This is a genomic window from Hyalangium minutum, assembly GCF_000737315.1.
Classification (GTDB): domain Bacteria; phylum Myxococcota; class Myxococcia; order Myxococcales; family Myxococcaceae; genus Hyalangium; species Hyalangium minutum.
The window spans coordinates 432,958-446,798 of record NZ_JMCB01000008.1; the positions used below are offsets into that span (position 1 = coordinate 432,958).

The window sequence follows — 13,841 nt, forward strand, 5'->3', positions numbered from 1 at the left end:
TTCCGTGGGGCCATCCCGGCCCCTCGAAAGTGAAACCATGCCTACCCTCCGGCGTCTCGCCTACCTAACCGCGGTGCTGGTCTTTGCCGTCGCCTGCACTTCCGAGCCCACCGGCTCCGTGCAATTCATCGCCTCTGTCCCTCAGGCCCTCTCCGCCAACGATGTCACCCGCGTCAAGGTGACCGTCTCCGCCGCGGATATGTCTTCCCTCGTCGTCGAGATGGCACCGTCTCATGGCTCCTGGGGCGGACTCATCGGCAACATCCCGGCTGGCTCCAACCGCTCCTTCCTCGCCGAGGCCTTCGACTCCTCCGGTATCAGGCGCTTCCAGGGCCAGAGCTCTGGCGTCACCATCACCGCCAACCAGACCACCGCCGTGGCCATCACCCTCCAGGAGCTGGCTCCCCCTCTTCCCTATGCCAATGAGGCTCCCGTCATTGACTCCCTGGTGGCCTCCTCCACCTCTGTCCAGGCCGGTTCCGCGCTCTCGCTGACAGCCACGGTTCATGATCCCAACGCCGGAGACACCCTCACCCTCGCGTGGACTGCCTCCGGTGGCACCTTCACCGCCCCCACGGCCACGAGCACCTCCTGGACGGCTCCTTCCTCTGCAGGCGTGCAGACGCTCACCCTCACGGTGACCGACTCCCAGGGCGCTGCCGTCGCCGTCTCTCTCGCCGTCAACGTCCTCTCTGGGGCCTCCACCGGTAACGCCGCCGTCAACATCTCCTTCAACCTCTGGCCCACTGTCTCCAGCGTCTCGGCCTCTCTCCACCGCCTGGATGCAGGTCAGTCCACCACCGTCTCCGCCCATGCCTCGGATGCCGATGGCGACGCCCTCTCCTACCAGTGGGCTGCGAGCTGCCCTGGTACCTGGACGAATGCGGCTTCCAGCTCCGCATCCTTCGAGCCTTCCTCGGTTCCGGCCGGCGTGTGCAACAACTGCCGGCTCACCGTCACCGTTCAGGACGGTCGCGGCGGGCAGACCACCGGCTCGCTCCACCTCTGCATCGCCTCCTCCTCTACCCAGCGCTTCGCTCCGTCCTTCACTCACTACTACCAGTCCGCTACGGCCGCCTCCCCGGGCCAGACCGTGACCTTTGACGTCACCGCCCTGGACCCTCAGTCCAGTACTCTGACGTTTGCCTGGGCCTCCAACACTGGCTCGCTTGCCTCGGCCCAGCACACCGCCAACACCAGCCATGTTGTTTGGACGGCACCGGCCTGCGTGCAAACAGGTGTCACCCCCACCGTCACCGCTACCGTCACCAATGCCTACGGCTTGCCGGCCTCCAAGGCGTTCTCCCTTTCTGGCCTGCCGACGTGCGCGGCCGACTGGACCGCTTCAGGCTCCATGTCCGTCGCCCGCCGGTTCCACACCGCCACCCGGCTCGTCTCCGGCAAGGTCTTCGTCACGGGAGGCGACGATTCGTCTGGCTATCACACCGCCGCGGACGTGTTCGATCCGGTCACCCGTTCCTGGTCCGCCGCGGCCCCCATGGCCGTGGGCCGCAATGCCCACGCCGCCGCCCTGCTCGCCTCCGGGAAGGTCCTCGTCACGGGGGGCAACAATGCTGGCGCCCTTTCCACCGCTGCGGTGTACGACCCGGATACCAACTCCTGGTCCGCGGCCACCTCCATGACCACGGCCCGTTTCCACCACACCTCCACCCTGCTGCCCTCCGGCAAGGTGCTTATCGCGGGAGGCCTCAACTCGGCTGGCGGCCTTGCCACCGCGGCCCTGTACGATCCGGCCACCAACTCCTGGTCCGCGGCCGGGTCTATGGCTTCGGTCCGCTACCAACACATCGCCACCCTGCTGCCCTCGGGCAAAGTGCTCGTCACCGGGGGCCCCGGCTCTCCCCTTGCCGCCGCGGAGGTGTACAACCCGGCCACCAATACCTGGGCCTCCGCCGGTTCCATGGCCACGGCCCGCCAGCTTCACACCGCCACCCTGCTCTCCTCCGGCAAGGTCCTCGTCGCGGGAGGTGATCAGCCTGGCCCCCTTGCCTCCGCGGAGGTGTATGACCCGGCCACCAACTCCTGGTCCGCGGCTGCTCCCATGGCCGTGGGCCGCCGGGCTCACGCCGCCGCCCTGCTGCCCTCTGGCAAGGTGCTCATCGCGGGAGGCCTGGGCACCAACAGTCCCATGGCTGCTTCGGAGGTGTACGACCCGGCCACCAACTCCTGGTCCTCCACCGATTCCATGACATCGCTCCGCAACTACCACACCGCCACCGCGCTCTCTTCGGGCGAGGTTCTCGTCACGGGGGGCTACACGGCCCTCCACTCTGCCGTCACCTCCTCCACGGAGCTCTACAGGCCCTGAGCCTGGAAACGCCCTCTGATAACGCGTGTTTTCGATCGCGGGGATTGCGGCGAAGCGCGGGATCGTCCACGGCTGGGGACTCTCCGTCCGCCGCCGTGGACGGTTTGTGGTTATAGGGGCTCACCGACGCACCCCCGCTCGCGTGAGGGCCTCAGCCAGGGCCTGGGCAGCGTCTCCCACGGCCTCCAGAGCGCGAGTCCCCTCAAACATGCTGCGCATGGCTTCGTCGTCGCCCACTTCGATGGAGAGCAGCTCGCAGGCAGCAACGGCCATGCTGAAGTTGTTGAAGGCCAACTTCACGGCCGCCGGCGTGTTCCCTCCGTACTCAGCGGCGATTTCCGCCACCGCCAGGTACCAACACTCGGTGGCCCGGCGCTGCGCCTCCCATGCCTCCCGGTAGTGCCGAGCCGCCTCCTTCAACTGCTGGGCCGCGTTCCGGAAGTTCGCCTCGGCCTTGTTCAGGTTGGGGGTGCTCATTCCGCGTTCGCCCGCCGGGCCTTGGCAATAGCTTCCATTGTTTTTACGAGGGGTTGCGAAGCACGCCGAGGGGGACTTGAACCCCCAACCCTTGGCTTCGAAGGCCGATGCCGCTGGTTAGCGCCCTTCAGCTGCCAGCACGTGCCTACCTCGGGCGCATTGCTCGCGGCGGTGGTGCTGCGCACGGTGCGATGGGAGGCGATGCGGCTGCTGCTTCGCTTCTTCCGGGTACTGCTCTTCACTCTGGCGGCGCCCATGGGCCCCCAAAAGCGAGAGGGCCTGTCGCCGGGGTAGAGTCCCGACAACAAGCCCCTCTCAGGACAGCAGGCGCGGCCAAGCGCCAGCGCTGGCCTCACCCTCCGCCCAACAGGCTCACGCCGGACTCGCATCCGGGCATGAGTACCCCTATCGGGTGCTCGGGTGCGCATACAGCCTTAGCACGGCCAAGACCGGCCGTCCTAGCGCGCCCCGTGGTGCTCTACCCACCCCTGCGCGGGGTGGCACCCAGTTCGCACACGGGCTGCACAGGTTTGGCCGCCTGCGCGTGGCACGGCGTTACCCGTGCCCCCGTCACGCGCTCAACACTGCGCCCCTGCGCGCACGGGCGTCAAGAGGGTGCTCGCGGCCACCCCTTGTCGCGCAGTCCTCACGCGGGGTTACTGCGCAGGCACAGCAGGTGCTACGCGCGCGTGGGCCCGCGTGCGTGTCCTCCTAGTGAGCGCGCTGCGCAGGCACCGGAGGCACGGGGAGAGTGCTGCTCGGTTCTTTGGGGGTGGGGATGCTCGGCAGGTAGCACCGGCCCTGCCACTCATACCCGCGCGTCTTGCACGCCGCGCGGCTGTAGACGATCTGCACCCAGCACGCGCGGGTGCCGTCCTTCAGCTCAATCTCAAACTCCGTGCCGTCCTCGCAGGGGGCCTTGCGCTGGCCCTTGAATGGGCGCGGCGGCAGATCCAAGCCCACTGCTGGGCGCTGCGCGTCCACCGCCCCCACTGGCAACGCCTCCGGCTCAGCAAGGGCCTCTTCCGCCACAGAGGCCAGAGCGGGCTGCTCAGTCTCCTCGGGAATGGGCTGCGCAGCCTTCCATGCGCGCGGGGCCAAGGCTGAGCACGCCAGCAGTCCGGCCAGAGCCGCCCACTGCCAGCTGCGCATGCGCGCACGTGGGCGGGCGGCAGGCGCGCACAGGTGGGCCATGGCCTCGGGGTGGTGCTCCAGTCCCTCCAGCACGCAGGCCAGCGCATCCAGCCCGTCGTTCACCTGGCCGAGGGGGTTGGTGCCCTGGGGCGCGCGCTCCACCTCCAGCGCCACGTAGGGAGAGGGAGAGGTGCCCGCACGCACGCGCAGGCGGTACTCCTCGGCGGGGGCGTAGTGGCCTGGGGCAGCAGCCGTCACAAGCAGCGCGGGGCGGCCAGTAGCGGACTGCCACGCGGTGTACAGGCGGCCCACGCCACCCTCGCCGCCGGTCGCGTTGCGCAGCCTGCGCAGTACCGTGTACGGCCCCACGCGGTTCTTCTGCCAGTTGCTGCTCATGTTCCGGCCCTCCCTCGCATCAAGGGCCTTTCATGTACCACGGCGCACGCTGGGAGGTTGCGCGCCGTCGAAGGCGCTCCGCGCTCTGGGACTTGGTCTGCTGCTGTTTGTGTAGCTGTTGCTGCTCGTGTGTGGTTCCCGGGTCAGACTAGACGGCTCGGAGAAGCCTAGTAACCTCGTTGAGGCATATGAGCCTTCAGGTGGCGTTCAGCTCGTCCAACTCGGCCGTACGCGTCCACCCGTTCGTCGTCTTTTGGGACGCGGCCGCCTCCGAACAACTCCGTTTCCACCGCGTCGCCTGTCTTCGTGTAGAAGTTCTGGGCTGAAGAGCACTGTCACGGCCAACCGCCTGGGGCCGCATTGACCTCTGGACGATCAGGCGGAGTGTGGTTTCAGAACGACGCAGTTCGCGGAGGCCGATAAGCGCAAAGACCTCGGATCTCAGGGCAAGGCCCTGAAAACAGCAGCCCGGCGCCCACAGGTTCTCTACCTCCTGCGAGGGCCGGGCTTTCAAAACGACGAGCCCCCAGTTACCCAGGGACCGTACTCGTGGGCACGAGATTGGTCATTCTGGACACTGCACCTGCTCGTCGTCAACACGAGCCTTCGGGCTCCGTGCAGGGGGATCGTCTGCCCTGCGCAAACGCCGTGCTCTTGGTTTTAGAACCCATCGAGAGAAGCGCTGAGGAATACCTCATGACCATTCTGACCGACGTCGTCTCACTCTTTTCTGTGCTGAAGGGCAACCCCGAGGCAGTCGCTCTTCTGGGGAATCTGCTCGACCGCATCGACCCAGGATGCTTGTTCGTTCTGGCCGTCTGCTTCTGGCGCACTCGTGAGCGATCCCCCACGTGCGGAGCGTCAACGGGCGCAGGCAAGCAGACGAAGAAAAGAGCCACACGAAGCAGCTTGAAGAAGAGAAAGGGGCCCACGAAGAAATGATGGCGCCTCCTGTCCGCTGGCTGCTGCGTGAAATTTCAGGTGCGCACGGGTGCAATGCGAAGCGCCAGGCGGCGGTGAAATTTCAGGTGGTCGGGGACCAGGGAGCCGAAGGCCGCAAGGCCTTCTTCATCGAGATCGAGGCGCGACCCGGGCAGGAGGACGCGGTGGTGCAGATGCTGCGCGACATCCGTGCCTGCGTCGAAGACGAGCCCGCCACCGGCCCCTGGTTCGCGGTGCGGTTCTCGACGACGCGCTTCGGCATCTTCGAGGCCTTCCCCGATCTGGCGGGGCGCCAGGCGCATGTGGACGGCGGCGGCGGCGACATCTTCCGCGACATCGAGCGGATGAACACGATCCTCAATGTCGCAGCCCGGGTCCATCGGGTCGATGTACTGATGAGCAAGGACCGGTTCGCTCCTCTGTGAATCCTCTCGTTCCGGCCGGCTTCACACTGAGAACGCTTCCAGGAATTCCCGAATCCCTAGACCGTCGGCACCGTCCCCCCGTCGATCAAGTGCTCCGAGCCCGATATCGAACCCGCGCGCGGTGACACCAGAAAGGTGATCAGGTCGGCGACTTCCTGCGGCTTGGCCGGCCGCCCGAGCGGGATGCCGCCGAGCGATTGCATGATGATCTGCTTGCCGCCCTCGTAGTCCGTTCCGGCCTGGGTGGCCAGGCGCTCGGCCAGCGCAACGGAGGCTTCGGTCTCGACCCACCCGGGCGAGACGCGCAGCACGCGCACGCCCTTCGGTGTCACCTCCTTCGACAAGGCCTTGCTGTAGGTGGACAGGGCGGCCTTGGCCGCTGCATAGGCCGTTGTCGATTCCGGCAGCGGCAGCAGACGCTGGATCGAGCTGACGTGGACGATGACACCCGAGCCTTGCGCCAGCATGGCAGGCAGCAAGGCGCGGTCGAGCCGCACGGCCGGCATGAGGTTCCGGTTCAACGCATCGAACCACTGCGCATCGTCCAAAGCCGCAAAACCACCACCCGGCGCGCTCGAGCCGCCGAGCACATTGATCAGGATGTCGACGCCGCCCCAACGCTCTCGCACCGACCGCGCCACCTCGGCGACACCTTCGGCCGTCGAGAGGTCGGCCGCGACATACGACACGCCGGCGTTCGGCTCCGCGGGCACAGCGCGTGCGGTGGTCATTACCTGCACGCCCGCAGCGTGCAGACCTTGAACGACAGCGGCGCCAATGCCTTTGGTGCCTCCCGTGACCAGCGCCCGCAGGCCTTTCAGTTGGAGATCGAAGCTCATGCCGTGATCTCCAGCGATGCGATCAGACCCCGCTCCAGGCGGAACCGATACCGCAGATCGACCGGACTACCGGGGAAGTTGCCGGTGACGTGGGCTTGGACGACCTGCGAACCGGCCTCGCGCTCCAGCGTGAACGGCTGCGTCGTGTACGTGTACTGGGCCGACGCCGCCGCCTTCCACGCCTTGATGGCGTCGAGGCCGATGTGTGTGTGGCCTTCATCTTTGACCACGGCCTGAGCGGCAAAGCAGCGGGCCACGGCCTCGGGGTTCTGTGTGTCGGCGGCGAAGTAGGCCGCAATCGGCTCCGGAAGGGTCAGATCGTTCATGGTGGTTCCTCGGTAGTGATGACCGGAGAATGCGCGCCCTGGAGAAATAAGAGAATCATATAGACTCTTCACAGGTTATGTAGAGGTGGCTACAGAATGCGTGGATCGGAATTCGCCGAACTGAAGGCTTTTGCCGCAGTGGTCGAGCGCGCCAGCTTCGCGCGCGCAGCAGAGCACCTGGGGGTGTCGCCTTCAGCGCTCAGCCAGACCATCCGCCTGCTGGAAGCCCGGCTTGGAGCGCGGCTGCTGAACCGCACCACGCGCAGCCTGGCGCCCACCGTCACCGGAGAGCAGCTGTACAGGCGCATCGCGCCTCTTCTCCGAGAGATGACCGAGGCGGTGGCCGAAGCCAGTGCAGCGGCCGGGCGAACGCGCGGCACGCTGCGCATCAACACGCTGGGGATGGCCGCCCGCCAGGTCATCGCGCCACGGCTGGGCCGGTTTCACCGCGCGCACCCGGAGGTGGCACTGGACATCGTGGTCGACGATGCGCTGAGCGACATCGTCGCCGGCCGCTTCGATGCCGGCATTCGCGTGGGCGTACGTCTGGAGAAGGACATGGTCGCCGTGCGCTTGACGCCGGACGTGAAGATGGTCGCCGTGGCGTCCCCTGACTACCTCGCGCATCGCGGCATCCCGCGCACCCCCGGTGACCTGCATGGCCACGCGTGCATCAACTGGCGACTCCAAGTCGATGGACGTGCCTACCGCTGGGAGTTCGAGAAGAGGGGAAAGCGGATCGAGCTCGCGGTCGATGGCCCGCTGGTCACCAACAATGCCGATGTCGGCGTTGCCGCGGCGCTGGAAGGGCTGGGCATTGCCTATGCGTTCGGCCACGAGGGCGTGGACGAGTACCTTGCCCGAGGAGAGTTGGTCCGGGTGCTCGCGGACTGGTCGATCGCACGACCAGGGCTGTTCCTGTACCACCCCAGCCGACGCCACTTTCCGGCTGCGCTGCGCGCCTTCATCGACTGCATGCTGGACAAGGACATGCCCGCACCGTGACCCGGATGGCGCTCACGCCAGCTCGAACACCACGTCCTGTGCGCCTTCCCACAGCTCCAGCTCGGCTCAGGGCGCGCGCGTCGGACAGCTCCAGCTCGGGCGCCGCGTACAGGTCCACCTCGGCACGGGGGACATACCGTAGGACTCTCCAAGTCCTATTCAACTACCCGCCCTCTGCGAGCATGAACTTTCCAAGTCGGTGCGTGCCAGAAGACTTCGTAGGTCATAGGCTGGGATGGCATGGGACTTGTTAGGTCCTAAAATCTCGTCTGACGTATTGGTGTGTGCGCAACCTGTCCCGGGGAACTTGCGATAACTCCGATCACTCGGGCTGTGCCCGGGAGGCCCCATGACCCATCACGCCAACTCTTGGCGCCTTAGGTGTGCTCTCCTGATCTGCGCCAGCCTGTTAGCCGGTGTGGGCTGTAGTTCGACGCAAGCTGCCCATCAGGGCACCGGCGGATCGGGCTCTGCGGATGGGGCTGCCGCATACGTGCAGGAAACCGCGCAGCGCGGGGATTCCATCGCGCAGGCTGCCCCCGCCCAATGCGGCCCGTTTGACAGCACCGTTTCCTGCTGCCTTAAGCAGCACCCGGGCGAGTTCGGACGCTGCGGGGCTATAGACCCTGGGAAGGCCCCCACGCGGGCACCCAAGCAAGCGCCCCGGACGGATCCGAATCCGTACCCGCCCCCCACTACGGATCCGTACCCGCCCCCCACGGATGCAGCCCCTCCCGACAGACGGAAGAGGGATCAGCAATGCCGCGAGTATTGGAATCAGTGCATCGCGCTCGGAGGCGAGTACGAGAAGCGCGGGCAGCATGGCCGCACCATCTGCGCGTCCTGCTACGACCAGTGCATGGGGCTGGGCTACTGGCCCAAAGAGGTCAACGACTTTGAATGTCTCGGAGGCTTCTAGCCGTGGCCCTCCTTCGTTGGGAATGGTGGAACAAGGTTGCCGAGGAACGCCAGTGGCTCACCCTCGGAATGAGCTTCGCAGAAGTGCCTTTTGACGCCTACGTGGCCGCGCTCAAGGATCTAGAGCGACAGTTTGCACGAGAGGCGCGAACTCCTGGCGAACGCCTGCACCTCAAGCGCCTGACGGCAGAGGACGCATTGAACGCGGCATTCAGGATGGATCGCCCATGGAAAGACTTTGGCCCGTGGCTGCGCAGGCTCAAACGGCTGGGCTTCCCGAATCTCTGGAGCCGCTATCAGATCTCGACGATCTATGTGCAGTCCTTGCACAACTTCCCGGAGCAAACCCGAGACGCTTTTGAGATGTTGGCGGACACAAGGCGCAGGGTCTTGAGGCGACGCAAGGATCGTTCTTCGCGCCAACAGATGCTTGACGGGATCGAGCACGCCCGACGCGAGGCAGCACAATACGGCATCCAGCCGCCCGCGAAATCGAAGCGGTAGGGCACGGGAAACGCCCGCACAATCCCAGCTCGGCCCCATGGGCGCGCGCGGCGGACAGCTCCAGCTCGGGCCGGTGGCGCTCGCCAGGACGGCAGCCATCGTCGCCGCTCCGGTCGCGGGAGGGACGGCCCTTCGCCTCATCGACTCGGGCCGCCCCCCGCACAGATCTCCGGCCCCCTTCTCGTACGCCAACACCCTGAAGCCTGCCTCCACACCTCAAGCACGCCAACACATCCAGGGCGAACGTCCTTTTCTGCAGCCCGGCCCAGTCCAAACCGGGGGTGCGCTCCTTCCAAAGGCTCCTCCACCCTCGCGGCAAAGGCGGGGCTCTCCTCCGTAAGCCCCGGCTCCGCCCCTGCTTGAGGGAGCAACGTCCCCGGCCTCGGACGTGCAGTCAGAGCATCGGGAGCTCGGGCCTGGGCTCGGAGGCAAAGGCCTCGTCGATGAGCGAAATCTCCTCCCGCGTGAGTCGCAGGTCCGCGGCCCCCGCATTCTCCTCCACGTGCGCCACGCGCGAGGCTTTGGGGATGGCGAAGAGCGAGGGGCGCCGGGTGACGAAGGCGAGCGCCACCTGGCGGAGGGTGGCCCCGTGGTTGCGCGCGACCTGGACCAGCGCGCGCCCCCTGGGTGACGAGGGAGACGGGAACTGGCCGTGGCCGAGGGGGCTGTAGGCGACCATCGACACCCGGTGGTCCTCGCACCAGGGGAGGACGCGGTACTCGGTGGTGCGCTCCTCCAGGTTGTAGAGCACCTGGTTGCAGGTGATGCGCCCCTCGCCCGTGAACCCGAGCGCCTCCTCGAGGTCGTCCACGTCGAAGTTGCTCACGCCCCAGCTGCGAATCTTCCCCTGGTCCACCAGCCGGTCGAAGGCGCCGAACGTCTCCTCCAGGGGATACTTCCCCCGCCAGTGCAGCAGGTAGCAGTCCAGCCAGTCCGTGCCCAGGCGCTCCAGCGAGCGCTCACAGGCGCCCAGGGTGCCGCGGAAGCTCGCGTTGGAGGGCAGCACCTTGGAGACGAGGAAGACCTCGTCGCGCCGGCCGGAGATGGCCTCCCCCACCATCTCCTCCACCGCGCCGGAGCCGTACATCTCCGCGGTGTCCACGTGGGTCATCCCCAGATCCAGCCCTCGGCGGAGCGCCCGGATGGCCTCCTCCCGGTGGGCCTGGTCCAGGTACCAGGTGCCCTGGCCCAGCACCGGCACCTGCCAGCCGGTGGGGCCCCACGCGTGCGTCCTCATGCGGTACCTCCTCGTTGCCCGCAAAGGTTGGGCACGCCGCTCCCTCCGTGCAGGCGGAGGCCGTCACGACCCAGCGAGGGCTCACCGGTCCCGAGGCAGAGCCGCTCTGGCCGCCGGGCCGGGCCGGACGGACCTTCAGGCGGAAGGGACGGACGCTGGCGCCGGCGTGGCCGCCGGTGAGGAGGGCAGGATGCGCAACCCCCGGGTCGAGCAGTACAGCACCACGGACACCCGCCGTGCAGAGGGCTTCGCGGACGCGGTCTTCGCCATCACCATCACCCTGCTGGTGCTCGAGCTGCGTCCACCCGAGGTCCCGCCCGGCCAGCTGCTCGCCGGGCTGCTGCATCAGTGGCCGTCGTATCTCGCCTACGTGACGTCCTACCTCTACATCGCGGTCATCTGGCTCAACCACAAGCACGCCTTCCTGCGCATCCGCTCGATGAACCGGGGGCTGCACTGGGCCAACCTCGGAATCCTCTTCACGACCGCGCTGCTGCCGTTCGCGACCGGGGTCCTGTCGAAAGCGGTGCGGGAAGGCGATCCGGCCGACGAGCGGACGGCCGTGGCGCTCTACTCGCTGGTCGGCGCGTTCCTGTGTGGCACCTGGGTGGTGTTCTTCCGCTACCTCGGCCACCACCCGACCCTGCTCGACGAGGGAGTCCCCGCGGAGTTCTTCATCCAGGAGACCACCCGCGCGTGGCTGGGGGTCATCCTCTACGCCGCCGCCGGGGCGTTCGGCTACCTCGTCGCCCCGGTCATCGCGCTGGTGCTCTTCCTCGCGGTGCCGACCTTCTACGCCATCACCAGCCACGGGCTCTACGAGCTGGGCATCGTGTTGCGTCGGCGTCGCTGACGCTCTCTCTGCCGAAGGCCCTATTGCGGCGGACATCCGCCGCGCTGATTTCGGTTGTGCTCACCGTTCCCGCAGCTCCTGGGGAGAAGCCCATCATCAATCTACATCCCGGTTTCCAAAGCCAAACGAGAGTCCCTATATGTTTCTGGGGCTTTCGTGGGCGCACAAAAGCATCGCGGCAATTCAGGCTTCAAGACATCAGTTGGCTACTTACAGCCATGTAGGCATATGGCTTTCCGACAAGGAGAGCCACGAGCGGTCAATCAAGCAAGATCTTGAAGAGCCTTTGATGCAGCTTGCAAAGAAGCTCAACAAGAAGACCGCGCAAACTAAACGCGGTCCCGAATGGGGTAGGCTTCTGTTTGTGCAAACATGGATTGCGTCCGAGTTTGACCGCATAAGGCGTGATCAGCTTGAACGATTCAACAATGAGCTTTTCGCCTCCAGTGGCTTGGGCGCAGCGCTGCTGGTGAGTCGAAAATGGGATGCCTTGAGGCTAAGGCATAATTGGATTGTGCATCCAATCTTGCCGCATAGTCGGCAATCGGACTTGTGGGAACTCCTCTCCCGTGTAAGCCAATCGGGTAGCGAAGTTTTGGTGCCACAAGTTACAGTGTAAATCGATGGGGCACTCATTACGAAACGGCTCGTGTCGTGAGCCACTCGCCGACGGGTTACGCCGTCGGTCGGCCCCGCGGCTACTTCAGCGCGTCGGCGAGAGTCGGGATCTTGCTCGCCTTGCGTGCCTGCTCGACCTCCGCGAGCTGCTTGTCGGTCAGCTCGACGTGCGTCCAGCGTTAGCCGCTGATCACCTTCCCGGACTGACCGTCCTTCGGGGGAGCTGCTTCGGGTAGACCTCGCAGCGGATCAGCAGGTGGGTTCCCGCCTGCCGCTCGTCGAAGAACTTCTTCAGCGCGGCCGGGTTGGCGAACTCGAGTTCGTCAGCGCCGACGAGGGTCATCAGGAACGACTTGAAGCGCCCGCCGCCGCCCTTCTTCTGATCGCTCAGGTTCTCGACATAGTCGACGGTCTCGCTGACTCGGCTCGGGGCCTCGCCGCCCGGAAGGGGCTCGGACTCGCGAACCTTCAGCTCGCCGATCGCGCTGTCGCCCTTGAAGCCCTCCTTCGTGCGGATGACCTCCACGGCGAGCAGGTAACGACCGAAGCGGGGATAGCGGCCCCCCGCGGCAGCGGGCGCGGTCGCGATCTTCGTCAATGCACTGTTCACGTTGCTTGCTTCCTCTCTTTGGGTGAGTGCCAGCGACGCGGGCTTGCGACCGCTGGCACACGCCTAAATTGGTGCGCTTGCGGCGCGTGGCTCAGACTTCCGCGAGTGGCTCAGATGATGGAATCTTCCTAGATAGGGAAGTGTCCCTTCAGCCGATTACCTCACCGCTATTGGTTTCGGATACCATGTGGCATCAAAAAGCAACTAACGCCAACGAGAGGTCGCAATGGAGAATCCCGCAAGGACGATATTCAACTCGATCAACACTGATCAGGATGTGGGACGCCTGATCAGGACGCAGGTGGAAGATCTTTATGTTGACTTCAAGACCAAGCAAGATCACGCCATTTCGGACGTAGATCAACATCTCCAAGCAGTGCTTTCCAAGGCAATTGCGGGATTCGCCAATGCCGATGGAGGAGTGATTGTCTTAGGTGTCAATGCCCCCCAAGGGCAGCCGCCTTCCTTGAAATTGATCGCGCCACTTAATGACTTCGAGCAGGAAGTTAACTCGTATATTCCTCGCTCCACTTCCTTTCCTGTCGCAGGGGCGGAAACGAAAAAGGTCCCTTTCCAAGGACAAGCAGGCGGCGTGGTGTTGGTGTACGTCCCCAAAAGCGACCTTGCGCCGCACTGTAGCATGAAGGATCGCCGTTACTATCAACGGATCGGCGACTCGTTCTTGCCGATGGAGCACTACCAAATTGCAGACATGTTCGGACGGCGCCACCAACCGCGGCTCGTTCCCTATGTTGAGGCTAGCCGCGATATCAACTCCCGTGGAGGGATGGAGTTGATCGTTGGCGTCAAGAACGTTGGAGTGGCGATCGCTAGATACGTCTATTTGTCCGTGGAGGAGCGTGCACAATTTTCGTTTTCAGATTACGGCATTAGCGGCAACGGCCATTGGGGCTTGCCGCCCTTTGTTGGCGGGAGCCGGCTAAGTGAATATCGAGGTGGTGTTGATCATGTTATTCATCCCGGAGTTGCCCTGCCTGTCACAAAGATGAGAGGTGCCGTCAGGGTTGATACCCCGGCCACTTTGTTGGAGGAGTACTCACAGATTACAATTGCTGGTCGTGTCGTTGCAGAGGGGGCCGTGTTGAAAAACTGGCGTGTGTTTCTTTCTAGAGCACAGATACAGCAAATTCTTAGCGGGCCCAACCAATCGGTGGTCCTTGATAGTATACTGACTTGATTCTTAATGGACTTGAACCTGGAGTGATCG

The 13,841-nt window shown here is 65.2% G+C and carries 15 protein-coding genes and 1 tRNA gene; 8 read left to right on the forward strand and 8 right to left on the reverse strand.

Annotation, left to right across the window (positions count from 1 at the left end; genetic code table 11):
- Positions 1 to 37: 37 nt before the first annotated feature.
- Positions 38 to 2,329 (forward strand): Kelch repeat-containing protein, encoded by a 2,292-nt coding sequence (locus tag DB31_RS23125; protein WP_044191379.1) that lies wholly within the window; start codon positions 38 to 40, stop codon positions 2,327 to 2,329.
- Positions 2,330 to 2,449: 120 nt separating this feature from the next.
- Here the strand turns inward: DB31_RS23125 and DB31_RS23130 are convergent, their stop codons facing one another.
- A complete protein-coding gene (locus DB31_RS23130) occupies positions 2,450 to 2,806 on the reverse strand; it encodes a hypothetical protein (RefSeq protein ID WP_044191381.1) in 357 nt (118 codons plus the stop codon).
- 59 nt (positions 2,807 to 2,865) lie between these two features.
- Positions 2,866 to 2,951, reverse strand: a tRNA-Arg gene (locus DB31_RS49000).
- Here DB31_RS49000 and DB31_RS49005 point away from each other — a divergent pair.
- Entirely contained in the window at positions 2,948 to 3,100 is a 153-nt protein-coding gene (locus tag DB31_RS49005) for a hypothetical protein (protein ID WP_157232121.1), read from the forward strand. The genes DB31_RS49000 and DB31_RS49005 overlap by 4 nt on opposite strands.
- A 417-nt stretch (positions 3,101 to 3,517) precedes the next feature.
- On the opposite strand, the gene DB31_RS23135 is transcribed toward DB31_RS49005, so the two are convergent.
- A complete protein-coding gene (locus DB31_RS23135) occupies positions 3,518 to 4,336 on the reverse strand; it encodes a hypothetical protein (RefSeq protein ID WP_044191383.1) in 819 nt (272 codons plus the stop codon).
- 167 nt (positions 4,337 to 4,503) lie between these two features.
- Entirely contained in the window at positions 4,504 to 4,626 is a 123-nt protein-coding gene (locus DB31_RS46795; RefSeq protein ID WP_420806720.1) for a hypothetical protein, read from the reverse strand.
- A gap of 561 nt (positions 4,627 to 5,187) precedes the next feature.
- On the opposite strand from DB31_RS46795, the gene DB31_RS23140 reads away from it, so the two are divergent.
- Positions 5,188 to 5,703, forward strand: a complete 516-nt coding sequence (locus DB31_RS23140; protein ID WP_205628554.1) for a hypothetical protein — start codon at positions 5,188 to 5,190, stop codon at positions 5,701 to 5,703.
- A gap of 56 nt (positions 5,704 to 5,759) precedes the next feature.
- Here DB31_RS23140 and DB31_RS23145 read toward each other — a convergent pair whose 3' ends face one another.
- Together DB31_RS23145 and DB31_RS23150 are read right to left on the reverse strand one after the other, a co-directional pair.
- A complete protein-coding gene (locus DB31_RS23145; protein ID WP_044191385.1) occupies positions 5,760 to 6,542 on the reverse strand; it encodes an SDR family oxidoreductase in 783 nt (260 codons plus the stop codon).
- Positions 6,539 to 6,868 (reverse strand): nuclear transport factor 2 family protein, encoded by a 330-nt coding sequence (locus DB31_RS23150; RefSeq protein ID WP_044191386.1) that lies wholly within the window; start codon positions 6,866 to 6,868, stop codon positions 6,539 to 6,541. Before DB31_RS23150 ends, DB31_RS23145 begins: the two co-directional genes overlap by 4 nt.
- A gap of 96 nt (positions 6,869 to 6,964) precedes the next feature.
- On the opposite strand from DB31_RS23150, the gene DB31_RS23155 reads away from it, so the two are divergent.
- Together DB31_RS23155 and DB31_RS23160 are read left to right on the forward strand one after the other, a co-directional pair.
- Complete coding sequence (locus tag DB31_RS23155; protein ID WP_044191388.1) at positions 6,965 to 7,873, forward strand: LysR family transcriptional regulator; 909 nt, start codon at positions 6,965 to 6,967, stop codon at positions 7,871 to 7,873.
- Between the two features lie 921 nt (positions 7,874 to 8,794).
- A complete protein-coding gene (locus tag DB31_RS23160; protein WP_044191389.1) occupies positions 8,795 to 9,295 on the forward strand; it encodes a hypothetical protein in 501 nt (166 codons plus the stop codon).
- 394 nt (positions 9,296 to 9,689) lie between these two features.
- Here the strand turns inward: DB31_RS23160 and DB31_RS23165 are convergent, their stop codons facing one another.
- Positions 9,690 to 10,532 carry an aldo/keto reductase gene (locus DB31_RS23165; protein ID WP_044191268.1) on the reverse strand — a complete coding sequence of 281 codons (843 nt, stop codon included), beginning with the start codon at positions 10,530 to 10,532 and terminating at the stop codon, positions 9,690 to 9,692.
- A gap of 190 nt (positions 10,533 to 10,722) precedes the next feature.
- Between DB31_RS23165 and DB31_RS23170 the strand changes: the two genes are divergently transcribed.
- Entirely contained in the window at positions 10,723 to 11,385 is a 663-nt protein-coding gene (locus tag DB31_RS23170) for a TMEM175 family protein (RefSeq protein ID WP_044191269.1), read from the forward strand.
- A gap of 139 nt (positions 11,386 to 11,524) precedes the next feature.
- Entirely contained in the window at positions 11,525 to 12,004 is a 480-nt protein-coding gene (locus DB31_RS49010) for a hypothetical protein (protein WP_157232111.1), read from the forward strand.
- A 189-nt stretch (positions 12,005 to 12,193) separates the two neighbouring features.
- Here DB31_RS49010 and DB31_RS23175 read toward each other — a convergent pair whose 3' ends face one another.
- Complete coding sequence (locus DB31_RS23175; RefSeq protein WP_240486835.1) at positions 12,194 to 12,613, reverse strand: hypothetical protein; 420 nt, start codon at positions 12,611 to 12,613, stop codon at positions 12,194 to 12,196.
- Between the two features lie 226 nt (positions 12,614 to 12,839).
- On the opposite strand from DB31_RS23175, the gene DB31_RS46800 reads away from it, so the two are divergent.
- Positions 12,840 to 13,811: an AlbA family DNA-binding domain-containing protein gene (locus DB31_RS46800; RefSeq protein WP_075306142.1), complete on the forward strand. Its 972-nt coding sequence runs from the start codon at positions 12,840 to 12,842 to the stop codon at positions 13,809 to 13,811.
- Positions 13,812 to 13,841 lie beyond the last annotated feature (30 nt).